Raw genomic sequence first — 24,396 nt, forward strand, 5'->3', positions numbered from 1 at the left:
TGCACTTGGAGGTTACTTTATGCCTAATAAAATCAAACTCCTTATTCTTCTCGGTGGCCTAGCTATCCTAATACTATTATTATCTAGGTGTTCAAACAATGATGGCAATTACACGGCGACTAGATCTAAATCTCATAATTCTAAGACTTCTATGGAAATGTCCTATGATAACTTTAATGGATATAAATATAAAATCCTTAAGCTTAAAAAAGGAGATAAATTAACCTTAAACATTAAACTAAATAATGACAGTGGAGATCTAACTGTATCACTAATTGATAAATCTGATAAAGAACTCTACAAGACTGGAAGCCTTGAGAATTCAGTATCTCAAACTATACTAATACCTAAGAGTGGAAAATATAAAATACAAGTTCAAGGGGACCATAGCGGAGGCTTTAAAATAAGCTGGGATGTAATTAAGTAGATTTATTAAATATAGCCTACACAAAATATTAGATAATATATAATTTGTGTAGGCTTATTTAAATCAATTTATACCTTTACAAAACTATGTTAAAATAATTTTATGGAGGTGTATATATGAATACTGACACAGGTAAAAAATTAGCTTTAAAAAGACATGAATTTATGGAAAATTTCCTTAGTGAGTTTTATAAAGAATGGGATTGTAATTTAAAATAATTCCTTATACTATATTGATGTATCAGATTCAGTATAATACTGGGGTTGTGAATCACCCCAGTAGGTTCATCCAATATAATCAGTTAATACTCTATATAAAACTCTTGATTAATTCATAGTTTTTCCCCTAATTTCTTTAGCATAACCATTTATATTTTTATTATTTAATGTATTAACAATAAGGAATCCTCCAATAAAAAACACCAATGGATACAACACATTTACTGTAAATAGCACATTATCTTTTAGTTTTACTTTGCAAAATATCATAGCTACAAAAACAATAATGTAGACTATAATAAAACCCATATTATTTTTTAAAGATTCTTTTCCTGTTAATTCAAAAGATTTACTCGTTACATACCAATAAATCCCGTATGCACCAACTAATGCACCTAGAGTTGATAATATAAATCCTATATTTATACTTATATGTAATGATTTTTTAGTAAATATATCATTAATTACTGATGAAGAAAGTATTTCTAGTATAAATAATATGCCAGCACCCACAATGAATATGAACAAATTTTCTAAAATTATCTCATACTTAGTTTTTTTTCGCCCATTTTTTATTAACTTATCACAAAATGACTTATAATCTTCTCCTATGCTCTCCTTAAAATCTTCTAATCTAAGTTGTGACTCCAAAGCCATCCCTATAAGATCTTTACGGATAGCTTCAATATCATACTCATTTAGATTTGATGAGTGCAAATATACCACCATATCTGTAAGTACAACATTGTTATCATCCGATAATTGTTTCTCTGCTGTATTATTTTCTTTCCTAATTCTATTTAATGCATTCATTTATTTCTCCTCCAAAATTAAAAATATTATCATCTGCCGTCAATGTTTAATCCATTCAAAATTTATATTGAAATGAAAATAACTATTCTCCTTGAAGATTTAAAATACTATTAACTGTCCTTGATACAGTTTTCCAATATTCTTCAAAGGATTTCAGTGTTTCTTCTCCATCATCCGTAATAGTATAATACTTTCTGCTTGGACCTAATGGTGAAGCTTTAAATTCAGATGAAATTAACTTCTTTTTTTCAAGACGTATTAATAGTGGATAAATTGTTCCCTCTTTAACATCTTTAAATCCATACTCAGTTAATTTTTCCATGATTTCATAACCATAGGTTACCTCTAAACTTATAATTTTAAGAATACATCCTTCTAAAGTTCCACGCATAAGTTGTGATTTATCAACCATCTTTTCACCTACCTTGTTCTACATAGTACTATAACTACATAGTAACACATAGTAGCTATATTCGTCTAGATTTTTGTACAAAGTTATTCTTTTAACTTTTATTTGTGATAAAATATGTATGTTAAGGATTACATAGATTTTACTTAGGAGTTATTTATATTGAGAACGTTTAATTGAGCAAACCTTCTATTAATAAATAAGTAAAATCTCTATTTAAAAATATAATAAGTAGAAATTCAAAAGTGAGGTTACTATAATGAAGAATATGCTGATTAGAGAAATTGAACTAAGAGACTTTAAGCACATATATTTGTTAAATAAAGAACTTGGATATGAATATGAACTTGAAAATGTATCAGGAAGAATTAAACATATCTTAGAAAATACAAAGGATATTATTTTAGTAGCAGAGTATAATGATGAAGTCATTGGATATATCCATGGAACCCCTTATGAATCTCTTCGCTTCGATTCTCTTATAAACCTTTTAGGATTTGTTGTTAAAGAAAGGTATAGAAATAATGGTGTTGGCAATATACTTATAGAGAGCTTAGAATCACAGATAAAGAAAAAAGGATTTTCTGGAATCAGATTATTATCTGGGTACAATAGAGTTAACGCTCATAGATTCTATGAGAATCATGGTTACACTAATAACAAGGTGCAAAAAAAATTCATTAAGATTTTCTAACAATCTTAAAAGAGGTGTTTATTATAAGAGTAAAAACCCAGAGAAACTTATGGCTTTTAGGTAGTATATGCTTTGTATTTTCCTTTGCTTATTACTACCGAGAAGGTTCTTCCCTTTGTTGGTATCAACTATTTATTGCATTACTTTTTTATATAAATGGGTATATATGCAATGGAAAACTAAAGAATGAAAGACAAAAAAATAAGAAAAATCCCTATAGCTAATATGAAAATATACAGAATAAATAGTTGTGTTAAACTATTTATTCCGTATGTTTTATTTCTTAATAGATTTAATATATTCTTATTAATATCACCTTTAACATATCCTAGGTAACAATTCCCCTTGAGCCATTCTCAAGATTTTCCTTGCTCCTAAATAAGTCTTAAGATAAAGATTATTTTTATTGCCTTCAATGACTTCACCAATTATAACTGCATTCTTTCCAAGCTGATTTGATTTCATAGCCTTTAGTACCTTAGGTGCATCTTTATCACTAACTATACAAATTAGCTTTCCTTCATTTGCTACATAGAGGGGATCAAAGCCTAGAATTTCACAAAAACTTCTAACTTCCTCATTTACGGGTATGTGTTCTTCCCATATCTCCATAGTTTTTTCACTTAAATTTACTAGCTCCTTTAAAGTGTTTGCAAGTCCTCCTCTTGTGGGGTCTCTCATTATCCTAACTTCACTGCTACAGTTCATTATTTCCTTAGTTAATTCATTTAAAGATGCACAGTCACTTTTGATATTTGATTCTACTTCTAGATTTTCTCTTTCATTGATGATACACATACCATGTTCTCCAATAGTTCCGCTTAGTATTATTTTATCTCCTACCCTTATATTGCTTCCCTTTAATATATAGCTATCTTCACCAATTACCCCTATACCTGTGGTATTTATATATACTTTATGTCCTCGTCCTCTTTCTACTACCTTAGTGTCTCCAGCGATAATTTTTACCCCAGACTTCTTAGCTTCACTTCCCATGGATTCTGCTATCCTTTCCAGATTTTCTATTTCAAAGCCCTCTTCAATAATAAATCCAGCTGTGATATATAATGGGGTTGCACCGCTTACTGCTAAGTCATTGACAGTGCCACAGATACTTAACTTACCTATATCTCCACCGCTGAAAAATATAGGGTCCACCACAAAACTATCTGTAGTTACTGCAATGTTCCCCTTAATCTCCTTTAATATGGCTGAATCATTTTGTTCTAATAACTCTTCATTATGAAAGTGCTTTAAAAACACATTTTCTATCAATTTAAAGCTTTCTTCTCCCCCGCTACCGTGGGCCAATGTTACAATGTCCATAACCCCTCCTTGTATGTTAGATTTAATAATATGCTATATATAACTATCATCCCCTAAAATTTCATTTCATATCACACTGAAAATATCATACAATGACGTTGATAAAATTTTTGACCTACATGCTACTATACACTATTCCGCAAGTGCCCTCCTGTGACACCATACATGGCCCTATTGGATTACTTGGAGTACAACTTCTCCCAAAGAGTTTACAATTCTTTGGTGATTTAATTCCCTTTAATATGTCACCGCATATGCATTCTTTATTTTCACTTTCAGCTTTAGTTTTTATAGAAAATCTAACCTTAGCATCGAAGAATCTATATTCATCTTTAAGTTCATACCCTGTATTCTTCAAGGTCCCAAGACCTCTCCAAACACTATCTGAGGTGATAAATACTTCCTCCAATAGATTTTGTGCTTTACCATTTCCACCACTTTTCACAAAGCCTTTATAAAGATTCTTACATCCATACTCCTTACTTTCCTTCATGTCGATAATTGAAAGTATCCCTGCTAATATATCTATTCCTTTAAATCCACATACAGCCATAGGTATTTTATACCCCCTTGATAAATTATCAAAAACATCATTGCCAATTATTGTTGCCACGTGGCCTGGACATATAAACCCATCTATATTAATGGACTCATCTAAAACTAAGGCTACCATGGTGTTTGGCATAGTTTTTAAGGAATGTAAAACAGAAAAATTATTTATGTTATTCTCCCTTGCTTCTTTTAATGTTAAAGCTATTATAGGGGCTGTAGTTTCAAATCCTATAGCTAAAAATATAACTTCTCTAATTGGATTATTCATAGCTATCTTCAAGGCATCTAATGGTGAATAAACCATCCTAATATCTCTGCCTCTAGCTTTCTCTTCTCTTAAAGATGTTTTACTACCTGGAATTTTAATCATATCTCCAAATGTGGCAATTATTATGTTTTCATTTTTGCTCAGACTTATTGCATCATCTATATAACTTTGTGCAGTTACACATACAGGACAACCAGGCCCTGATAATATTCTTATATTGGGAGGCAACATCTTATCTATACCATGGTTATAAATACTTCTAGTATGGGTGCCACAAACCTCCATTATACTTATTTCCATTGTCCCCCGGTTCTCTATAGATTTTAATAAGTTCATAGCCAATTCAATCTGGTTCGAATCTTTACTTTCTTTATAATACATTACCTATAGCTCCTCTATTAAACTCTTAAATATATTCAAGGTTTCCAATGCTTCCTGCTCCTCTATCTTTTCTATGGCACACCCTGCATGAATTAGAACATAATCTCCAATCTTTAAATCCTCTATTAAACTTGTATTCACACGCTTCTTTATTCTTCCAAACTCCACTAAAGAATCCTTACCGCAGATTTCTACGACCTTTCCTGGAATTGCTACACACATATATTTTTACTCCTTACACAATTCATTGGCAATAATTACTTGTCCTATTGATAATCCCCCATCATTACAGGGTATAAGCTTATGAGTTATTACATTAAATCCACTTTGCTCCAGTCTTTTCTTTATTCCTACTAGGAGTATTGGATTTTGAAACACTCCACCACTTAAAGCAACTGTGTTTATATTATACGCTTCTCTTAATTTTAAGGAAATCTCATGGGAAAACTCTATTATAGTATTATGGAATTTAAAAGCTATTTCACCTTTACTAATTGAGTTTTCTAAGTCCTTTAAAATCTCCATGACTATTTTGTTTGTGTTTACAACATATGGTGAACTTTCACACTGGATTTCATAGGAATAACTTTTCTTTAAAACACTAAAAGAATCTGTAAAATCCTCTGATAGATTTTGTAAATATAAAGCTGCTTCTCCTTCATAGGATATATCTTCATCAAATCCTAAAATACTAGCCACTCCATCAAATAATCTTCCCATACTAGAGGACAGAGGCGAATTAAATTTCTTTTCAATCATATTAACTATAATATTGACAACCCTACCCTTAAAGCACTTTCCCAAAACACAATCCATGGAAGATTTTTTCAACTGCGTATTATCTACTAGTGAATCTTCCTTTAGAGCTTTATATAGAAGTGATATCCCCATTTTCCAAGGAGATTTTACAGCTCCATCTCCACCTGGCATAGGAATATAGTTAATATGTGCACCCCTGACAAATTCTTTGTTATCACATATTAAAAATTCTCCACCCCACAGGTTTCCATCCTCACCATAACCTATTCCATCAAAGGCTATTCCGATCACCTTATGCCTTACCTTATTTTCAGCCATACAACTTACTATATGGCTGTGATGATGGTATACCCCTATGGTTTTCCCCTTCTGTTCTTCTAAATATTTATTACACCAATAGTTTGGATGCATATCATGAGCCACTATACTTGGCTCTATTTTGTAGATTCTCTTCATATACTCAAGATTTTTTTCAAATCTATGATAATTTTCAACGCTTTCCATATCTCCAATATAAGGACTTGTAAAAATCTCCTTCCCATTACTTAAAGAAAAAGTGTTTTTAAACTGTGAACCTAGAGCCAAAATGTTATTTCTATGAATATGGTTTTCATCCAAAGAATTTCTACAATCTAAAGCTTCACTATTATACAAAGAGTTTCCATCATTTAAATTATACTTGTTATAAGACGGAGCATATCCTCTCCCTCCTCTTATAAGCCTTTCCTCATTTAAAACTACGCTAGTTACAGAGTCATCTATTGGCATATTGATTTCTCTATTATGAACTAAAAAGTAATCTGCAACATTTTTAAGTTTGTCTATTGCCTCTGAATCCTTATAGATTATAGGTATCTCACTTAGGTTTCCACTGGTAAAAACTATAACCTGCAATTCTTCATCAAAAAGTAAATAATGAAGAGGTGTATAAGGTAAAAGAACTCCTAATCTTTTATTATTAAAAGAAATATTGTAAGGAAGGTTATTATTATTCTTTTTCTTTAAAATCACTATAGGTTTTTTATTTCCTGTTAAAATCTCCTTCTCTATTTCACTTATCTCACAATACTTAAAAACTATCTCCACATCCTTCATCATTAAAGCTAAAGCCTTACTTTTGCGGGATTTTCTTTTCCTTAGCTTCTCTATAGCACTTCCATCCTCTCCATTGCAAATAAGATTAAATCCACCTATTCCCTTCACCCCTATTATTTTTCCTTCTCTTAAAAATTGCTTAACCTGCTCTATCTCATTGACACCTTGAATTACTTCTTTATCACTATTTAAAAGAGTTAGTTTAGGACCACACTTTGAGCAGCAGGTGGGCTCTGCATGAAATCTTCTATTTAAAGGATTTTCATACTCAGCTCTACAATCCTCACACATTACAAAAGGCTCCATAGTGGTATATTTCCTATCATATGGAGTAGCTTTTATAATTGAAAATCGAGGACCACAGTTTGTACAATTTGTAAAAGGATAAAGGTATCTACTAGGATTATCTCTATCCCACAACTCCGCTTCACACTCCTCACAAGTAGCTATATCTGGAGAAATTAAGGTAATTCCATCTTCTTCATCACTACTTTCAATTATAGAAAACTTGTCGAAATTACCTAATGATTTTCTTTTTTTGCTCATGTGTTGTTTAATATCACTTAATTGTAATGGCTTCTCTTCTCCTTTTATCTTTTCAACATAACTTAGCTGTGGAAACTTTTCATTAACTATGACTTCCTCAATATAACTTATCTTAGGGGCTTTTTCCTTAATGTCTATTAAAAAGTTATCTATATTTTCAGTATCACCTTGAACCTCTATAACCACTCCTTTAGTGGTATTTTTAACCCAACCTTTTAGCTTATTATCCAAAGCTATTCTATAAACAAAGGGTCTAAATCCGACACCTTGAACCTTACCTTTTACTATGATTTCTTTTCTATACAATTTATCTTCTTCACTAACCAGGATATCTACATGTCTTCTATCCACACTATCTTCTTCTTTCTAACTATAATACTTAGGCATATTCAAAAAAATAATTAGTCAGTGTATCTTAGTGTATTTTATTTCATATGCCTTATTTATTTTAACTCTTGGTTAATTCCACTATTCTTATAATTTCCTTAAACACCTCTTCAGTTATATTAAAAAAGTTATCCTCCAGAGTCCTTGATAATTCTAGAGAATAATCTACTTTTTCTATTTCTATTCCAATTAAATATCCCCGTATTTCCCTAAACTCTCTTCTTAAAATCTTTAATAGGCTATCACTATGAATATCTCTACTATAATCTATAAAAGAATCACACTGATCTAATGTAAAGGTAGAAACATGACCTGGTTCTATACTAAAATAAGTACTATCAACTATGATAACTATATCATCCTTCTCAATCTGATCTAAACAATATATATTATTAGTTTCACCTATTATAACCTGTACATTTCCACTGTAATTCTCAATATTTCCCTTTATTGCTTCCATAACCTTTACCCCTATACCATCATCACAAAGAAGAATGTTTCCTATGCCAAAAACCTTTATCATACTATATTTATAGTCATAGGCTCATGCCTATCGCTGGTAATATGAGCAGCGCAATTTAGGCAAGGATCAAAACTTCTTACTATTCTTCCTATTTCAACGGGATGGGCAATATCAGCGATTTCAGTTCCTACTAAAGCTTCCTCCACCGGTCCTCTCACACCAGTATCATCTGTAGGTGATAAGTTCCACGCGGATGGTGGTATTAATGTATAATTAGCCACTACTTTATTATCTATAGAAAGCCAATGACCAAGAGATCCCCTTTCCGCTTCAATTAACCCAACACCATTTGCTACTTTTGGTATCTCCCATTGTTCTTGATAGGCTTTTCCTAGCTTCAATAGATCAATTAACCCTTTTATGGATTCACAAATTTTCTTAGCTTCTAAGGACTTAGCTAGAATTCTATCCATTGCCGATATACCACCCTTATAATAACCATTTAAGGTCATTCTAGCTAAAGCTCCTACTTCCATTGCATAGCCCTTATACCTGGCAGCATTAATCCAACTATATGCTCCTTCTTTATAGGGATTAGGAGTAGTATTATCATCAATGCCTGGAATGATTGTGTTAGTATTTCCTTCTGCCCAAGTTCTTGCAATATTTTCAGTTATGTTATTAACCTGAAAATCTTCTCTCACACCATTCAGCATTACTCCAGATGAGAAGGAGTTAATTGGTGGAGCATAATCATTGTATAATTCATAGCACATTAGATTCTTATTTCCACTACCAATTTTAAAATAATCCTCATAGGCCTTTGATATAATGTAAACATCTTGTATTAATTTTTCCTCAATAAAACTCTTTATTACATTTATGCTATATTTTATGCCTTCTATTTGTTGTACATCAATGTTAGTTGTAGTTCCTCCTACAAATATTCCATGACAATGGGGTATCTTTCCTGCAATTTCTGCTATAGCCCTATGAGCTTCTCTACTATACTTTACAGCCCCTAAGTAATCTTCATTTATCCTATCTGTATCAGATGCTGATAATCTATAGTCAGCATCCTTATTACTTTCTGTTTTATACAATGGATTTAAATGAATTATATTCACATAGTCAGGAAACACAAAAAAATATATTTGCCTTAAATAATTCTGTATAAATTCAAAGCCATTAGCAATATCTCTAACTATCTTTCCATTGTAATCAGGTATAACCTGCATTGCATTCTCTAGCGCTAGAGTTGCAGCCATAGTATGATGGGTTGAACAAATTCCACATACTCTTGGTGCAAGACTTATGATATCTAGTGGTGATCTCCCCTTAAACATTTTTTCAAAGCCTCTAAACTGGCTTCCACTACTCTTAGCATTAACAATCTTATTATTTGTAACTTCAACTTCAATACTTAAAAGGCCACTTACCCTTGTTATAGGATCAATTATTATTTTTGCCATAATTAAAAACCTCCATATTTTACAAAAGGTTCTGTTCCATCTGGAAATTTAGGTCCTGCACATCCTATACAAGTTGTATTATTTCCAATTGGCCAGTTATCACTACCATTCCACCTGCTTATAGGGCAGTAAGCGTAGGTGATTGGCCCTCTACAACCTAATGCAAACATACACTCTTCATCTCCAAATTTCTGTGCAAATATCCCTGCATCAAAGAATCTTCTTCTAGGACAATTATCATGGATTAACTCCCCATAGTATGCCTTTGGTCTTCCCTCATTATCTATTTCAGGAGCTCCATAAGAAGTAAGGTATCCTAGAATGCCCATAGTCCAAACTGGATTTGCTGGACATCCTGGTATTCTAATAACATCATTCCTTTTTAAGAATTCTGAAATACTAACTGCCTCTGATAAATTAGGTTTTGCAGCAGTAGGTCCTCCATAACATGCACATGTTCCAACAGAAATAATATATTTTGCATTTTTAGCTATAGTTTCTATAGCCTCCATGGCAGTTATTTTTCTTCCATTATAAGTAGCAACTGTAGTATAAAGTCCATTGTCCTTCAATGGCACTGCCCCACATACTAGAAATATATATTCAGTATTTAAAGTTTCTAATATTCTTTCATAGCTCGTTTCCCCTTCATCTCCACTTATGCTTCCAAGAAACATCAAGTTAACAAATTCTCTAAGTAAATATATAACATCTGGTTCCTGTGCATTTAATAGTGAAATAACCTCACCAAAGCATCCGGATACCTCTAACCATATAGCATTTATTCTACTCTTTTTTCCTAACTTCACATCTTCAATTGCCCCTTTAGCAAGGTTCACTGCAAATTCTTCTCTGTTTTCCTTAAAATTACATTTGTGTTTACAGCTATTACAACTGTTTCTAGAGGTGTTCAACTCTATACTTTCTTTTTTCCTCATAATACCTCCTATAGATTATTACTAATAATGTATTCATAAGTTTTAATGTTTATTACTGCCACTACTATCATTGTCTGCCTCAATACTTACGTAAACTTTAAAAGAAAGCAACAAACTATAAAACAAGTATTATGTTGTCGCTTTCTTAAAATATAAATAAAAACTTCTTGCCAGTAAATAATTCTACTTATTACATTCTAAAAGTTCCACATGATTATTAAATGTGTTTTTAAGCTTTGTTATATGCATATTAATTATTTCTGGTAAACTCATTCCATTCATATTCTTACTTACAGCTGTATTGAAACAAGGTACGTTATCTATATGTGCCTGAATTATCGTAGTACATATTAATTCATATACCTGTAACACTTGTTCTAAAGATAGATTTTCTGCTACCTTTACCATATTTTTAAACATAGCCTCTGTTTCCATAGCCATTTCCTTAGTCTTCATATCAAGAATTGGTTGACTTATTTTTGGAGTTTTAATCATATTCATTTCTTCACAATTAAATGCATTTTTATGGAAATTATAGGTTTCTTTAAATTTATTAATATGACTTTCTAATACTTGGTCTAAGTTCATTCCATTAATAGACTTATCTTTTATTACACTGAAGCAAGGAATATTGTTTACATGTCCCACTAAAATATCCTTATACTGATTTATATGCATATCTAAAATCTGTTCTGCAGTCAAAAACTTTGCAAAGTCTCTCATCTTTAAGAATTTATACTCTATTTGCTTTTTAATATTGTCCTTTATCATTTCTAGCTGCTCCGGAGAAACTGCCTTTACATCATCTTCAGTGGACTCTGGCGCCTCCCTAAAATTTTCATAATAACGTCTTAGATTTATCCCCTGAGCTATAACACACTCTTCTGTTGACCTGATATAAAAATCTTCTCCCTGTAAATCTATTATTCCTAGTTCCTCTATACCTACAAACCTTACAGGCACCATATATTGATTTTTATCTATTGAAATATTCATGTTTATCCCCTTTTTAAAAAACTATCACTATATAATATTATTATAATTAGCTTTTGTGCAAAATATATTTATTACTAAAAATTAATTATAATTTAATTTGATAAATACACTAAAAAATTAAGAACATAATTTAATATTAAATTATGTTCTTAATAATATTTTCAATTATGACAATTATTATTAAGGACATAATCTTAAAATTACTATATAATAAAAAAGCTTAAGGTTATAAACTATCTCAGTTTATAACCTTAAGCTTTATATTTTTGTTATTACTTTAAACTTGTTATGCTCTAAATCTTCTGTAAGGGTTATAATTCTCATATTTTATTTAATCTTCTCTAAGAATTTATATGATCCTTCATTCTGCACTTGTTCAAGTAGATTATTATAAAGTTCTTTTAACTCTTCTGGTGTAGTCATACCTATTTTGTCTATTTCATCGGTATGTTCTCTAAAGTACAATTTTGTACTTATATATTTACCATGAACGCTATCTAATGCATAAAGTATCTCTTTCTCATTTAGATCTATTTTCATCTTATCACCTCTAAAGAACATATTCTATATAAGTCTTATTTTCCCTTCAAAATATGAAAATGTATCTATAAATTTAATTTTACTTGGTGATACCCTTTCACCTAATAATCTCTTCACTTTTATGAAATAGATTTTAAAGCCTTTTCTAAATCATTTATTATATCCTCAACATTTTCAAGTCCAACAGCTATTCTTATTAATCCATCACTAATTCCAGCTGCTTCTCTTTCTTCTTTAGTGTATGGTGAATGTGTCATTGATGCTGGATGTTGAATTAAAGTTTCAGCATCTCCAAGACTTACAGCTATCTTGCAAAGTTCTGTACTATTTAGAACTTTCTTACCTTCTTCAACGCCACCTTTTACTTCAAAAGCAATTACAGCTCCTGGTAAAGACATTTGTTTTTTTGCTAATTCATATTGTGGAAAACTTTCTAACCCTGGATAGTACACTTTCTTTACTGCACTATGACTTTCTAAAAATTTTGCCACTTTCATAGCATTTTCACAGTGTTTTTCCACTCTTATTTCTAAAGTTTTCATACCTCTTATAATTAGAAATGCATCAAAAGGACTTAAGCATGCTCCTGTCATATCCTTTAATCCAAATAATCTTACATTTTTTATATATTCAGCGCTTCCAACTACAAAACCAGCAATTACATCTCCATGACCGTTTAAAAATTTTGTTCCAGAATGAATTACTACATCTGCTCCAAACTCTAGTGGTCTTTGAATGTATGGAGTACAAAAAGTATTATCAACCATTACTATACATTCTTTATTCTCATGGGCTATTTTACTTATAGATTCTATATCTGCAACGTCAAGATTTGGATTTGCTGGTGTTTCTAAATAAACCACCTTAGTATTTTCTCTCATAGCCTGTCTTACTTCTTCAAGGTTAGTGGTATCTACAAATGTTACTTCAACACCATATTTAGTTATTCCATGGTTTAAATAAGCATAAGTACATCCATAAAGAGTTTTAGCTGCTACTACATGATCTCCGGCTTTTAATACTGTCCAAAAGGCAGATGCAACAGCTCCAATACCTGAAGCAGTAGAAATTGCCGCCTCAGCACCTTCTAACATTGCTAATTTATCTTCTAATTGAGTATTAGTTGGATTCCCAAGTCTTGAATATATATATCCTCCCTCTTCAAGGGCAAATCTTCTACCACCTTGCTCTGCCGAATCAAAAGTAAAAGTTGCTGTTTGATGAATAGGGGTAGCTAGTGCCCCATATTGATCCTTTACATGTCCACCATGAATTGCTCTAGTTGCAAAACCCATTGTTTTTAAATTGTTTCCCATTAATCTATTCCTCCCCTAGGTATAATGTTTTTATAAAAATATAAAGCAACTTCCATGCCAAAATAAAAACACTATACTTTGGCAGTATAACTAGATTTATACCATTTATATTATATCCGTGTAAAGTAATATTTACTTATTTATATTTTATGTAAAAATATCTTTACACATGTAAAGTAATTTTTACATATGTAAAGATTATAAACCTTTTACACTCATATATTATATTTCTTAATTTTATTCATTATTGTAGTATGAGAAACTCTGAGTATATTTGCAGCTTTTCTATAGCTTTTGTAATTACTTATAACTTTTTCAATAGTTTCTTTTTCACATTGCTCTATTATATCCTTTAATGGTAACTGTAAATATTCATTTGAATTATCTTTTGCAATATTTTCAGGGATAAAACTATGAATATTATTTCTAAAATCAATTAAAAGCTCATCAACGGTTAATAACTCCCCTTTACACAAATTCATTGCCCTTTCTATAACATTTTGTAGTTCTCTAACATTTCCAGGCCAATGATACTTCATTAACTGACTAATAAATTCAACATCAGCTCCCTTTATGTTTTTATTTAACTTACAATTTAATTTATCTATAAAGAATTGTACCAATAGTGGAATATCCTCTAATCTTTCATTTAAGGTTGGAATATACATTGGAATCACATTTAATCTATAGTATAAATCTTCTCTAAATGCTTTATTCCTAATCATATCCTCAAGATTTTTATTAGTTGCCGCTATAATTCTCACATCTATATCTTCTTCTTTGTTGCTCCCTATTTTTCTAATTTTTCCTTCTTGTAATACTCTCAAGAGCTTTGCTTGAATAAACATTGGAATTTCTGCGATTTCATCTAAGAATAAAGTACCTCCACTAGCTTCTTTAATAATTCCTTCTTTACCACCTATCATTGCACCTGTGAAGCTTCCTTTCTCATATCCAAATAATTCACTTTCTAGTAATGTCTCTGGTAACGCAGCACAGTTAATGGCTACAAAACTCTTTTTTTTCCTAGGGCTTTCATCGTGAATAGCCTTTGCAAAAATCTCCTTACCCGTACCACTCTCACCTCTTAAAAGTACAGTTGAATTACTCTTTGCAATGGTTAAAGTCATGTCCTTAACTTTTCCTATAGCCTCACTTCCCCCAATTATATTCTTAAATGATCCCCCCTCTATATTTGAAATTACATTTGCAAGCTTTCTAGCCTTATTAATGTCTTTTATTGACGCTACTGCACCTATAGTTTCACCACCATCATTTTTAATGATTCTACCAGTAGTAATATAATCAATTTTCTTTCCGTTGTTTTGAAAATTAAACTCTATATTATCATACTCTCTACTCTGTTTAATTAAATTTATTATAGGTGCCTCTTCCCCAATTAATCCCCTTATGTCTGTATGAATTATTTCGTCCTTGTTATAATTGAATAATTTTTCACAGTATTTATTAAATATATGTATATTAAAGTTTTTATCAAAAGATATAATCCCTTCATCCACTGAATCTATAACAGCATATAAATTTTTTTCATTCTGCTCATAATATAACAATTCCACTTCTTTAACTGAAATTACATCTCTAATGTTACAAATTTCTTTCATTAAATTTATCTTTATGTTTTCTTCTAGGGTTTCAACCTTTACACATACTTTTTGAAAAAACACTTCCATAGAAATTAAGTTAATTTTTCTATTATAAATTTTCTCTAATATCTCTACAGTTATTCCTAATCTATCTCTCGTAATTATCTCAAATCTAATCATATTAATTCCCCCTTCTGAAAAACTCTAACAATTCTACTTATCCGAACTTAACAATTCTCTTAAATCTCCTATGATCTGAATCTTCCCCCTTGAACCCTTTATATATCCTCTCCTTTCAAGGTCCTTGAGCTTCCTACTAACTACCTCTCTAGCTGAATCTATTTCAAGGGCTAGTTCACTATGAGTTCCATATACTATATTTGACTTTTTACTTATAAGTAGCTTAATTAGCCTATGTTCTATTGATTCATGGGACCTTGATTCTTTATTTTCAATAACGCCTTTAAACTTTATATATAAATCTTTGTACATTTCCTCCAAGAAATTTTTATCCTTCAAAAAGTATTCTTTAACTATCTGTGGTGGAATTATTGCTACACACGAGTCTTGCATTGCTCTTCCTACTATATTTAGTGATTGACAACGAAGATAACAACTTAAAGCTTCATGACATATGTCTCCTCTTCCAATATTATAAAGATTAGTCTCATTTCCATCTTTATTTATTCTATGAATCTTTATACTTCCTTTTATTACAAGGATGAACCCCTCACAACATCCTTGTGGATTTTTAAGATACTCATTTGCAAAAATTTCTTTGAACATAACACTTTTTTTTACCACGCCATCATTATCATTATCTATATTTCTTAATATTGGATAGGCATCATATAGTTCTTCTATCTTCTTATTAAATAACTTTATATTTTCTTTTAAATTTCCCACCGTGCTTCCTCCTATTAACCCTAAACTATTGCTCTTTTATCAATGACCTGCTTATAGAAAAACTCTCATTAAACTCCTGCTATTTATATGAAAAATTCTTATTTACTTTTTTTGTAAAATTATTCTATGATAAATCTACTTATGTGACTTAGTCACCTACTTACTCTTATTATATGCATATAATAAAATTATATCAATAATACAATTTGGAGGAATGAAATGACAGATAAAAAAATCCTTAGAAAAAAAGCCTATGTAGATAAAAATCACTGTGTAGCTTGTGGTGTGTGTGAAAAGAAATGTCCAGTAGGTGCTATAACTATTGAAAATGGTGTTTTTGCTAATGTTGACTTAGATAAATGTGTTGGATGCGGTAAATGTGCAAAAGCTTGCCCTGCATCTGTAATTGAAATGGGAGGAATTATTAATGAAAAATAAAAAATCCCTTTGGGAATATATGTGGATTCTATCTTCCATGTATCTACTTTTAGGACTTTTTAATATACTTTTTGCTTGGCTTGGTATGCTTTGCTTTATTATACCACTAGTAATATCTTTAACTAAAGGTAATAAAAGCTATTGTAATAAATATTGTGGCAGAGGTCAGCTTTTAGAGCTCTTAGGTTATAATCTTAAACTTTCAAGAAATAAGCCCATACCTAAATTTTTAAAAACTAAATACTTTAGATATGGCTTTTTAATCTTCTTTTTAACCATGTTTTTTAATATGGGATTTAATACTTATTTAGTGTTTAAAGGAACTTCAAATCTAAAACAAGTATTAACAATACTTTGGTCTTTTAAGCTTCCATGGAATTTTGTAGAATTCTCTTATGTATCTCCTTGGATTACCCAGTTTGCCTTTGGATTCTTTAGTTTAATGGTAACTTCAACTCTTCTTGGAATTATAACCATGTTTGCTTATAAACCACGTTCATGGTGTGTTTACTGTCCAATGGGCACAATGACTCAAGGTATTTGCATTATAAAAAACAAAAATAGTATTTCACAATAAATTAAGAAGGAAGTAGACAACTTTTATTAAAGTGCTTACTTCCTTTTATTTATATTTGTTTATTATTTTCAGTACTTGATATTAAATCTTCATTCTCAGGTTTCTTCTTTGGGTCACCTAAATTGTTTTGATCTTTATGAAGTCTTTGTCTTCTTTCTCCTTTTTGCATTGGATTACAAGCACCCTCTTTATTGGTCATATTTAACACATCCTTTCATATTAGTAGTTTGTGCTTTTTAAAAAATTTTATGTGTTTAATGTATTCATATTACCTTGAATTAGTTTATTAATACTCTTTATAAGAAATATATTTTTTTCATAACTTACCATATATGTTTATCTTTTTATAAAGTTATTATAAGATATTTTTTATTTTTGTTTCTATGCGACTTTCCTATTATGTCCAAATCCGCTTATAGCTAAGGTTTCATCAATAACTAACACTAATAATAATATTGGACATACCATTATCCATAGTAGAAATATAATGTTATATAAATTATTTATTACATATATTTGGAAATATTGCACTCCAACAAAGGTTAATACAGTCCAATATAGTGAAAATCTCAAACAAATTATTCCTTGAAAATTATATTTTAGCTCCGAATAATCCCAATAATCTTTATCAAAATAATTCCTCATAACTACACCTGTTATATATTCAACCATTGTTGGAACTATAATGCATATTGGAATTAAAATATATGTATTATAATTAATCATACTTGAGAATACTACTAAAAGTGACATAGCTATTGCATACATGGGCTTAAAGGGTCCATTTAAAAATCCCGTTCTTTGAAAGTGTCTTCTTTTAAAATAGCTATAAGCATTTTCAATTATCCAACCTATAAAACCATATAGAAAGAAGTTAAATAAAAAATATGATAAAAAGTGTAATAAAGAATCTATATTATCCATAAATATGCCTCCTTTTCATAATAGTTTTACCTACATTTATGGATTTATTCTAAAATAAATCTTAATTTCATCTCATTATTATTTTGTTATACAGCCCCTTCTATTTCACACTCTGTTTTTACTGAATGTTGAAATTTCCATAAATATTGATTTAAATCATAAACTTATTTGAAAACGGATATGTCATTTCACAAAAAACAAAAGAACTGGCTTAAAATTTTTATCTTAAGCCAATTCCTAATATATTTCACATTATTTTTATCTATGTAACCCTCTTAGATTAATCTACCTATTTTTTTAAGTAATTTAAGACAATTCTGTATAGTATCTTCGCCTTCATCTAATTTGGGATTAAACTCTACAAAGTCCATAGATTTTACTAGTTTAGTTTCAAATATACTAGTAAGTAGTTTTTCAGCACCCTCAATATTAATTCCATCTGGTACTGGTGTTCCTGTTCCCTTTATAAAACTAGGGTCCACAGAATCTATATCAAAACTTAGATGTATGTTTTTTATTTTTCTTTCTTCTAAAGCCTTTCTAAGTTCTTCGCATACTCTTTCTACGCCTATTTCTTTTACCTTATCCATAGTCCAAACTTTTAGATTTAAATCCTTTATTAGTTGAAGTTCACCTTCATCTAAATCCCTTGCACCTATGATAAATACATTTTCCTTCTTAACCTTAACACCATTAAAGTATAAATTTGTTAAAGAATCATCTCCCACTCCCATAGATGCTGCTAGTGGCATTCCATGAACATTTCCAGTTGGGCTTGTTTCAAAAGTGTTTATATCTCCATGGGCATCGATCCATATAACTGCTAAATCTTCTGGGTAATATTTTGCTACACCTGCAATACTTCCAGTTGCTAGAGCATGATCCCCACCTATAACCATAGGAAATCCACCTGTACATAGAGCTCCATAAACCTTATGAGCTAAATTTTCAGTTACCTCTATAATTTCATTAATATATTTAGCATTAACTCCAGCTTCAAATGGCTGTTTTTCTAGGGTGTTATCTACATATAGATTACCTAAATCATAAACCTTATTTTTCTCATTTTCCAGTAAAGCTTTCATGCCATGTTCCCTCAAAATATTCGGACCATTTTCAACTCCAACTCTATCACAACCATAATAAAGTGGTACCCCTATTAAGTTTATATCCATATACATTACCCTCCATTAAACTGCTTAAATATTGTTAAATCAGTTTTTCTTTAATAAAATTTTACCTATATATCTTTTATGTCCAATTTTCTGTAAAAAAACCTCGAAGAACATAGAAATTTATCAGCAAGTAATACTTTATTCCAAAACCAATTAAATTTCAATACAAAAATAAAATTTATGTATTAAATATTTATAAATATACAAATTTACAGTAAAATAAATTTATATAAGTAAATAATTTCAATATTTATGTATACTTCAACCCTTTCCAAAAGTGTGTTCATATACTTTAACAATTTAATATATATAGCAAAACTACTTATGATTACTTTTTCGTATATTAATTTCAATAGAAGTAATGAAAGCTTCTCTATTATCACCTTTGTTTTTACATTAATTTCCTAGGAAATTATATATTTGTTTAATATAGATATTATTTAAAATACCTAAGTCTATATCCATTCATAGCAGTATAACCTAGTTTCTCTACTAATTTATAATTTGCCACCGCTCCTACTGCTGCTCCAATAACAGGAACAATCTGTAATAGTTTAGCTAAATCTATATAGTCCCTGTATTCTTGCTGAAATGTTCTCCAATCAAAGTCTTCTTGGTTTTTAGGTAAAGTTTTTAAGTATTCATCCCAATTATTTAGAATATTAAATATCTCTATTCTTCTTTTATCACTACAAAAGGCAATTTGAAAAAGATAAAGTATATATAATCTCTCCGTGTAATTCTTAGTATCATATCCATATATGCTAGCCATCTCAAATAAAAGCTTTATCTTCAAGCTTATAAGTATAGGAAAGTCAGCAAGCCCAGAAACAAAACCGCCTGCTCCTGTGGCTGCACCACTTATAGTTCCAGCTTTTCTATAAAAATGAATCTTTTCCTTTGCCAAAATTTCTTTATCTAATAAAGGCACATAAAATAGAGGTTCAATGGTTGTATATTCAGAGCCTAAAATAACTACCTTTACCATATTTTTTATAACCTCTGTAACCACATTATGAAATTTTTCTGGAATAAAGCTGTTTATCTTGTCCTGTGCCTTTTTAGAAATATTATTACCTATTCCTGGTTTCTTTGTCATCTTCTTTTCCCATTGATTTAATTCATCGTAAGCTATACTTTCATATGTATCCATAATATCACCCTATCTCATATATATATATTAATTGTATCACAATTAAATATTTTTATTCTCCTTAAAATTCATATACAATAAAAATTTACACCTTACTATGAAATATTATATCTATTCCACAATAAGGTGTCATTCCATCATTTTTTCTTTTTCAATTCATTCTTGTTTTGCTTTTTCCCCTTGTTATTCTTGTCTTTACCTGAATTTTTACTTGTCTTAGCCTTATCATTTTTATTATCTTTACCTTTAGCCATATTAAGGCCTCCTAAATTAATAATTATTATACTAAAATATATTAATTAAGAACCAAAAATATACATAAATTTAACTAATCTCAAATCAAAACTATTTATTTATATTCATATACTTTAAAAATATGAATTAAGGGTCTACCTCAAAATTTTCATTTGAAATAAACCCCTAATCTTCTAACTACATAAATAGTATTTTTTTACTAAGTTAACAACTTCTTTAGCTTGTTTTGCTTGTGCTTTTGGTACCTTGAAAGATATTGGTGCACTATAAAATGATCCTGAACTTGCCATTACACTATTTCCATCCACACCAATTTTAACGTCAACATCTAAGTCAAAGTTTCCAGATGTTTCAAAGCATACACTCTTGATATTCTTTTTAGGAAAGAACTTAACCTCAACTTTTTTTCCGGTTACGCCTTGTACATCTACTAAGTATATTCCTAAGTTAGTTAATATTATAGAATCCCTAATAAATTGGTAAGACATTATTACCTCTTCACCATCTAAAATAAAATCCTGAACATGTTTTAAATCTGCCCCAACAGAAGCATTTCCAACTAATTTATCATATAATCCCACAATCCCATTCCTCCTAAAATTAATTTTATATTATAATTTTAATATTTATTTAAATTATATACCAAATATTACTATAATGTCTAGTATAAGGTTATTTTTTATATAATCCATTTTGTTGTTTTAATGTATACTACATTGTATGATCTATTAATGATGTTTTTATAATTGGTGTTCCATTTTCATCCTCACCGTCAACTATTCCATAAATCTTTACTGCCTCTCCTTCTGATAGGTTAAGAGTTTCAAAATTCAATTTACCCATTTCCCAAACAATTAAATAATTGCTTTTCTCCTCCCCTTCTTCTTGTGAAAGGATGAAGGTTGGGTTGCCATACTTTAACCCCGCAGTATCTATAGAAGAAATTGTACCAAGAGCAAATACCTTCTCGCCATCCCATTCTCCCGCAGTCATCTTTTTACATTCAATCTGTATGGCAGTATCTCTTATATCTATATTGACTTGATTAGAATCTTCTACTTGAACACTATCACCAGAATTATTATCCATGGTCTTATCTGACTTCCCACATCCAACCATAGTTATAATCACTCCTACACATAGCAATGTTATTAAGCTTCTTTTCATACTATCCCTCTTTCATTATTTTATATCTGTATTTCTATATATAATCTCTTTAAAAACAATTATACCATATTATGTAATTTTATGTAATGCTAAAAACTCTTTTGAGAATTTTTTAACATCCTTCAATGGTCTAAATTAATAATGTTAGATAATTCTATACATAAAAATAAGATAACAAGGTTTTATGAACCTTGCTATCCTTTTCCAAATTCTTATTTTATCTTTAATTTTTTATTTTATATGGTTCTAACACTTTTAGTATATCTTCACCATTATATATTCTAGAACCAAGCTCTGAGCATACTTTAGTGGTTAGATATCGGTCTGATGGAGATATCAAATATTGAGTATAACCTGAGAATTTAGTTCCACTACCAACTGCAATTACTATTTCAAATTTATTATATTCAGCATATGGTCTTTTAGAGTTTATAGTACAACATCTAATAGCATCAGCTAAAATGTTTGCTGCTCCCATATCAACCTCATTTTCATATTGAATTATACATTTTACCATTTCTTCTTTCTCCTCATTAGGCTCATTAATTTCCACATCTACACCTGTAATTCCATATACTAAAGCATTTGCAAACATCTCTTTATTAGCATTGTAAAAATCCACATCAGATTTTGTATCCACAAAAAAATTCTCTAATAGTAACGCCTTCATAGTTGTACCATTAATTACAGCTAGATCATTACCATTTTTAATTGCTCCATCAACACCTTGATGTGTATTAGTACCATCATGAGTTTTACCACCATGATTTAAAATATATTGCAAATATCTTTGAGCCTCAACAAGTTTACTTCCATTGTAGGTATAAACTTCAGCTCCTTTACCACCACCAGCATTGTTGTGGTTGCTAATAAATACATCCGCTCCCCAGTTATTTGCTCTAGAACATCGCCATGATAAAGATTGTTGCACTGTCAAATTTCCAGTAGGTCTTGTCGCTAATACCTCATGACCTAAACTTCTTAGCTTAGTCACAGCCATGGCTGTCATTTCATCACTACAAATTTCCTCATTTGCATACTTGTTAGCACCACGATCTTGTCCACATCCATGGCATTGATCTATATATATTTTCACTATTTTCACCACGCCTTCTTATTTCTAATAATAAGGACTGCTTATTTACATAATTAACCAGCCCATCTAAGCAACATTGCAACTATTGAAACAATAAATACTACTAATTTTTTAATATTTCCTTTAATTACCTTGTCACTAGTCTATCCATTATTAATATATGCAATTAATAAGTTTATATATAATTAAAAATAATAAAAGTCTATGTATAAAAAAAATAGACACAACATGTTTAGTGTTATGTCTATAACAAAATGAGGATACTTTTTAGTACTCTCATTTTTAGATCTAGTTTAATTTATTTTATCTAAGAAGTTATATCCACCCTGTGCTTGCGCTTGCTCCAGTATACTATCATATAGTTTTCCAAATTCCTCTGGCGTTGTCATGCCTATAGTTTCTTCCTCTGATTTAGCATTGTTAAAATATATTTTAGTATTCATGTATTTTTCTCTTAATGCTTCTAGTATATTTATAGTATGTTTGTCATCAATTTTAAAATCCATTTTTTCACCTCCCACACGAATATATATTCGTCGTGCAAGTGTTAAACTCCTTTTAATTATATAAAAATAAAGTTAAATACTAGAACATATAATTAATCCCTACCCTTTAATTTTATTAGTTTATAAATATTGTATTCTTTACCCTCTATTTTTCTAACGGTATCTTTACTCAACAACGATAAATACCACCACTCACTTATTGATTGTATAAAATACTTATATTTTGTCAATATTTCCTATGAGGTGATGACATGGATTATACGAAATTTTTAAGAAGTGCATTAGTTAATATTGCTGCGACTTGTGGTATCGGACTATTTACGGGGATTATAATTGCTATCTCCTATATAGCTCAATAATTTTACATTGTGAGTTACATAATAAAAATGTATTTTATGCTGAACTATATAAAATTCAATTTAACATCTACATTGCAAAACACCTCCTAAGTTATCCTCAGAGGTGTTTTTCATTATTTATACTAGTACAAAAACTTCCTAAACTAACTTTTGGGCAAATATATTATCTAAATCTAATTTACTTACCTTCTTTTGAATTTCTTGTGAATCTAACAGGTATAAACCAGTATCCTGCATTCTCTTAAAGTATTCCGCTCCCGCAAAAGTGTACCTATTCCTTCTTCCTTCTGTGGTTTGAACTCTTTCGTTCGCATAAGCTATAAGGTCTCCTATAGCTAGATTTCTTGGAAGTGTTAAAAGTGGCATGCCTAGTTGATTTCTAACCGCATTATGTCCTGCTAGAGAACCCGTTACCATGGCTTCTGTGTGTCCTACAAACAGTCCACTCTTTTCCCCAGCACAAAATAAATTATCTAGTCCTAGTACTTTCATTTGATTACTTCTTGGAGCAACTGATAGATATCTAATAGAGTTTCCTTTACCACCTGCATATGGATCTACAAATTTTGCATCCTCAAGACCCTGAATTTTTCTAAGCTTATCTAGGGGATAATAAGAAGTCATGAGCTTTGCATG

At 30.2% G+C, this 24,396-nt stretch carries 27 protein-coding genes; 4 read left to right on the forward strand and 23 right to left on the reverse strand.

The window, feature by feature from the left end; all coding sequences use genetic code 11:
• The first annotated feature begins 19 nt into the window (after nucleotides 1-19).
• Nucleotides 20-427, forward strand: coding sequence for a hypothetical protein (locus RSD37_RS13195; protein WP_346947211.1), 408 nt, complete (start codon nucleotides 20-22; stop codon nucleotides 425-427).
• A 326-nt stretch (nucleotides 428-753) separates the two neighbouring features.
• Here RSD37_RS13195 and RSD37_RS13200 read toward each other — a convergent pair whose 3' ends face one another.
• Together RSD37_RS13200 and RSD37_RS13205 are read right to left on the reverse strand one after the other, a co-directional pair.
• Nucleotides 754-1,458: a hypothetical protein gene (locus RSD37_RS13200; protein ID WP_346947212.1), complete on the reverse strand. Its 705-nt coding sequence runs from the start codon at nucleotides 1,456-1,458 to the stop codon at nucleotides 754-756.
• Nucleotides 1,459-1,540: 82 nt separating this feature from the next.
• A complete protein-coding gene (locus RSD37_RS13205) occupies nucleotides 1,541-1,870 on the reverse strand; it encodes a PadR family transcriptional regulator (protein WP_346947213.1) in 330 nt (109 codons plus the stop codon).
• Between the two features lie 256 nt (nucleotides 1,871-2,126).
• On the opposite strand from RSD37_RS13205, the gene RSD37_RS13210 reads away from it, so the two are divergent.
• Entirely contained in the window at nucleotides 2,127-2,561 is a 435-nt protein-coding gene (locus tag RSD37_RS13210; RefSeq protein ID WP_346947214.1) for a GNAT family N-acetyltransferase, read from the forward strand.
• 318 nt (nucleotides 2,562-2,879) lie between these two features.
• On the opposite strand, the gene hypE is transcribed toward RSD37_RS13210, so the two are convergent.
• From hypE to RSD37_RS13270, 12 genes are all read right to left on the reverse strand, one after another.
• Entirely contained in the window at nucleotides 2,880-3,887 is a 1,008-nt protein-coding gene (gene hypE / locus RSD37_RS13215; RefSeq protein ID WP_346947215.1) for a hydrogenase expression/formation protein HypE, read from the reverse strand.
• Nucleotides 3,888-4,002: 115 nt separating this feature from the next.
• A complete protein-coding gene (gene hypD, locus RSD37_RS13220; protein ID WP_346947216.1) occupies nucleotides 4,003-5,088 on the reverse strand; it encodes a hydrogenase formation protein HypD in 1,086 nt (361 codons plus the stop codon).
• 3 nt (nucleotides 5,089-5,091) lie between these two features.
• On the reverse strand, nucleotides 5,092-5,310 hold the full coding sequence (locus RSD37_RS13225; protein WP_346947217.1) for a HypC/HybG/HupF family hydrogenase formation chaperone: 219 nt from the start codon (nucleotides 5,308-5,310) through the stop codon (nucleotides 5,092-5,094).
• 6 nt (nucleotides 5,311-5,316) lie between these two features.
• Nucleotides 5,317-7,839 carry a carbamoyltransferase HypF gene (hypF, locus tag RSD37_RS13230; RefSeq protein WP_346947218.1) on the reverse strand — a complete coding sequence of 841 codons (2,523 nt, stop codon included), beginning with the start codon at nucleotides 7,837-7,839 and terminating at the stop codon, nucleotides 5,317-5,319.
• Between the two features lie 97 nt (nucleotides 7,840-7,936).
• Nucleotides 7,937-8,398: a hydrogenase maturation protease gene (locus tag RSD37_RS13235; RefSeq protein WP_346947219.1), complete on the reverse strand. Its 462-nt coding sequence runs from the start codon at nucleotides 8,396-8,398 to the stop codon at nucleotides 7,937-7,939.
• Nucleotides 8,395-9,810: a nickel-dependent hydrogenase large subunit gene (locus RSD37_RS13240; RefSeq protein WP_346947220.1), complete on the reverse strand. Its 1,416-nt coding sequence runs from the start codon at nucleotides 9,808-9,810 to the stop codon at nucleotides 8,395-8,397. The genes RSD37_RS13235 and RSD37_RS13240 overlap by 4 nt, the downstream gene beginning before the upstream one ends.
• 2 nt (nucleotides 9,811-9,812) lie before the next feature.
• Nucleotides 9,813-10,748 (reverse strand): hydrogenase small subunit, encoded by a 936-nt coding sequence (locus RSD37_RS13245; RefSeq protein ID WP_346947221.1) that lies wholly within the window; start codon nucleotides 10,746-10,748, stop codon nucleotides 9,813-9,815.
• Between the two features lie 183 nt (nucleotides 10,749-10,931).
• Complete coding sequence (locus tag RSD37_RS13250; protein ID WP_346947222.1) at nucleotides 10,932-11,744, reverse strand: hypothetical protein; 813 nt, start codon at nucleotides 11,742-11,744, stop codon at nucleotides 10,932-10,934.
• 327 nt (nucleotides 11,745-12,071) lie between these two features.
• A complete protein-coding gene (locus RSD37_RS13255; protein ID WP_346947223.1) occupies nucleotides 12,072-12,284 on the reverse strand; it encodes a hypothetical protein in 213 nt (70 codons plus the stop codon).
• A gap of 119 nt (nucleotides 12,285-12,403) precedes the next feature.
• Nucleotides 12,404-13,600 carry a methionine gamma-lyase gene (gene megL / locus RSD37_RS13260; RefSeq protein ID WP_346947224.1) on the reverse strand — a complete coding sequence of 399 codons (1,197 nt, stop codon included), beginning with the start codon at nucleotides 13,598-13,600 and terminating at the stop codon, nucleotides 12,404-12,406.
• A 215-nt stretch (nucleotides 13,601-13,815) separates the two neighbouring features.
• Nucleotides 13,816-15,384, reverse strand: a complete 1,569-nt coding sequence (locus RSD37_RS13265; RefSeq protein ID WP_346947225.1) for a sigma 54-interacting transcriptional regulator — start codon at nucleotides 15,382-15,384, stop codon at nucleotides 13,816-13,818.
• Nucleotides 15,385-15,417: 33 nt separating this feature from the next.
• Nucleotides 15,418-16,110, reverse strand: coding sequence for a Crp/Fnr family transcriptional regulator (locus RSD37_RS13270; protein WP_346947226.1), 693 nt, complete (start codon nucleotides 16,108-16,110; stop codon nucleotides 15,418-15,420).
• A gap of 219 nt (nucleotides 16,111-16,329) precedes the next feature.
• Between RSD37_RS13270 and RSD37_RS13275 the strand changes: the two genes are divergently transcribed.
• Complete coding sequence (locus tag RSD37_RS13275) at nucleotides 16,330-16,548, forward strand: 4Fe-4S binding protein (RefSeq protein ID WP_346947227.1); 219 nt, start codon at nucleotides 16,330-16,332, stop codon at nucleotides 16,546-16,548.
• Entirely contained in the window at nucleotides 16,538-17,125 is a 588-nt protein-coding gene (locus tag RSD37_RS13280; protein ID WP_346947228.1) for a 4Fe-4S binding protein, read from the forward strand. Before RSD37_RS13275 ends, RSD37_RS13280 begins: the two co-directional genes overlap by 11 nt.
• A gap of 49 nt (nucleotides 17,126-17,174) precedes the next feature.
• On the opposite strand, the gene RSD37_RS13285 is transcribed toward RSD37_RS13280, so the two are convergent.
• The 9 genes from RSD37_RS13285 to RSD37_RS13325 form a co-directional block, all read right to left on the reverse strand.
• The gene (locus tag RSD37_RS13285; RefSeq protein ID WP_346947229.1) at nucleotides 17,175-17,324 is read right to left on the reverse strand and encodes a clostri-philic family protein; all 150 of its coding nucleotides are present in this window, start codon (nucleotides 17,322-17,324) and stop codon (nucleotides 17,175-17,177) included.
• A gap of 182 nt (nucleotides 17,325-17,506) precedes the next feature.
• Nucleotides 17,507-18,049: a putative ABC transporter permease gene (locus RSD37_RS13290; protein ID WP_346947230.1), complete on the reverse strand. Its 543-nt coding sequence runs from the start codon at nucleotides 18,047-18,049 to the stop codon at nucleotides 17,507-17,509.
• A gap of 275 nt (nucleotides 18,050-18,324) precedes the next feature.
• On the reverse strand, nucleotides 18,325-19,224 hold the full coding sequence (gene rocF, locus RSD37_RS13295; RefSeq protein WP_346947231.1) for an arginase: 900 nt from the start codon (nucleotides 19,222-19,224) through the stop codon (nucleotides 18,325-18,327).
• Between the two features lie 436 nt (nucleotides 19,225-19,660).
• Nucleotides 19,661-20,377, reverse strand: a complete 717-nt coding sequence (locus RSD37_RS13300; RefSeq protein ID WP_346947232.1) for an EcsC family protein — start codon at nucleotides 20,375-20,377, stop codon at nucleotides 19,661-19,663.
• 428 nt (nucleotides 20,378-20,805) lie between these two features.
• On the reverse strand, nucleotides 20,806-21,213 hold the full coding sequence (locus RSD37_RS13305) for a PH domain-containing protein (RefSeq protein ID WP_346947233.1): 408 nt from the start codon (nucleotides 21,211-21,213) through the stop codon (nucleotides 20,806-20,808).
• Between the two features lie 130 nt (nucleotides 21,214-21,343).
• On the reverse strand, nucleotides 21,344-21,799 hold the full coding sequence (locus tag RSD37_RS13310; protein WP_346947234.1) for a hypothetical protein: 456 nt from the start codon (nucleotides 21,797-21,799) through the stop codon (nucleotides 21,344-21,346).
• 223 nt (nucleotides 21,800-22,022) lie between these two features.
• Complete coding sequence (locus tag RSD37_RS13315; RefSeq protein WP_346947235.1) at nucleotides 22,023-22,904, reverse strand: N-acetylmuramoyl-L-alanine amidase; 882 nt, start codon at nucleotides 22,902-22,904, stop codon at nucleotides 22,023-22,025.
• Between the two features lie 284 nt (nucleotides 22,905-23,188).
• Complete coding sequence (locus tag RSD37_RS13320) at nucleotides 23,189-23,401, reverse strand: hypothetical protein (RefSeq protein ID WP_346947236.1); 213 nt, start codon at nucleotides 23,399-23,401, stop codon at nucleotides 23,189-23,191.
• A 497-nt stretch (nucleotides 23,402-23,898) separates the two neighbouring features.
• On the reverse strand, nucleotides 23,899-24,396 hold a 498-nt coding region (locus RSD37_RS13325), incomplete at its 5' end, for an FAD-dependent oxidoreductase (RefSeq protein ID WP_346947237.1).

It is taken from the genome of Clostridium sp., from assembly GCF_036646415.1.
Lineage (GTDB): Bacteria > Bacillota > Clostridia > Clostridiales > Clostridiaceae > Clostridium_J.

What these genes read in the sequence shown, in the direction of transcription:
- RSD37_RS13195 (WP_346947211.1), top strand. Translation starts at nt 20, where the DNA reads ATGCCTAATAAAATCAAACTCCTTATTCTTCTCGGTGGCCTAGCTATC.
- RSD37_RS13200 (WP_346947212.1), bottom strand. Translation starts at nt 1,458, where the DNA reads ATGAATGCATTAAATAGAATTAGGAAAGAAAATAATACAGCAGAGAAA.
- RSD37_RS13205 (WP_346947213.1), bottom strand. Translation starts at nt 1,870, where the DNA reads ATGGTTGATAAATCACAACTTATGCGTGGAACTTTAGAAGGATGTATT.
- RSD37_RS13210 (WP_346947214.1), top strand. Translation starts at nt 2,127, where the DNA reads ATGAAGAATATGCTGATTAGAGAAATTGAACTAAGAGACTTTAAGCAC.
- hypE (WP_346947215.1), bottom strand. Translation starts at nt 3,887, where the DNA reads ATGGACATTGTAACATTGGCCCACGGTAGCGGGGGAGAAGAAAGCTTT.
- hypD (WP_346947216.1), bottom strand. Translation starts at nt 5,088, where the DNA reads ATGTATTATAAAGAAAGTAAAGATTCGAACCAGATTGAATTGGCTATG.
- RSD37_RS13225 (WP_346947217.1), bottom strand. Translation starts at nt 5,310, where the DNA reads ATGTGTGTAGCAATTCCAGGAAAGGTCGTAGAAATCTGCGGTAAGGAT.
- RSD37_RS13235 (WP_346947219.1), bottom strand. Translation starts at nt 8,398, where the DNA reads ATGATAAAGGTTTTTGGCATAGGAAACATTCTTCTTTGTGATGATGGT.
- RSD37_RS13240 (WP_346947220.1), bottom strand. Translation starts at nt 9,810, where the DNA reads ATGGCAAAAATAATAATTGATCCTATAACAAGGGTAAGTGGCCTTTTA.
- RSD37_RS13245 (WP_346947221.1), bottom strand. Translation starts at nt 10,748, where the DNA reads ATGAGGAAAAAAGAAAGTATAGAGTTGAACACCTCTAGAAACAGTTGT.
- RSD37_RS13250 (WP_346947222.1), bottom strand. Translation starts at nt 11,744, where the DNA reads ATGAATATTTCAATAGATAAAAATCAATATATGGTGCCTGTAAGGTTT.
- RSD37_RS13255 (WP_346947223.1), bottom strand. Translation starts at nt 12,284, where the DNA reads ATGAAAATAGATCTAAATGAGAAAGAGATACTTTATGCATTAGATAGC.
- megL (WP_346947224.1), bottom strand. Translation starts at nt 13,600, where the DNA reads ATGGGAAACAATTTAAAAACAATGGGTTTTGCAACTAGAGCAATTCAT.
- RSD37_RS13265 (WP_346947225.1), bottom strand. Translation starts at nt 15,384, where the DNA reads ATGATTAGATTTGAGATAATTACGAGAGATAGATTAGGAATAACTGTA.
- RSD37_RS13275 (WP_346947227.1), top strand. Translation starts at nt 16,330, where the DNA reads ATGACAGATAAAAAAATCCTTAGAAAAAAAGCCTATGTAGATAAAAAT.
- RSD37_RS13280 (WP_346947228.1), top strand. Translation starts at nt 16,538, where the DNA reads ATGAAAAATAAAAAATCCCTTTGGGAATATATGTGGATTCTATCTTCC.
- RSD37_RS13285 (WP_346947229.1), bottom strand. Translation starts at nt 17,324, where the DNA reads ATGACCAATAAAGAGGGTGCTTGTAATCCAATGCAAAAAGGAGAAAGA.
- RSD37_RS13290 (WP_346947230.1), bottom strand. Translation starts at nt 18,049, where the DNA reads ATGGATAATATAGATTCTTTATTACACTTTTTATCATATTTTTTATTT.
- rocF (WP_346947231.1), bottom strand. Translation starts at nt 19,224, where the DNA reads ATGGATATAAACTTAATAGGGGTACCACTTTATTATGGTTGTGATAGA.
- RSD37_RS13300 (WP_346947232.1), bottom strand. Translation starts at nt 20,377, where the DNA reads ATGGATACATATGAAAGTATAGCTTACGATGAATTAAATCAATGGGAA.
- RSD37_RS13310 (WP_346947234.1), bottom strand. Translation starts at nt 21,799, where the DNA reads ATGAAAAGAAGCTTAATAACATTGCTATGTGTAGGAGTGATTATAACT.
- RSD37_RS13320 (WP_346947236.1), bottom strand. Translation starts at nt 23,401, where the DNA reads ATGGATTTTAAAATTGATGACAAACATACTATAAATATACTAGAAGCA.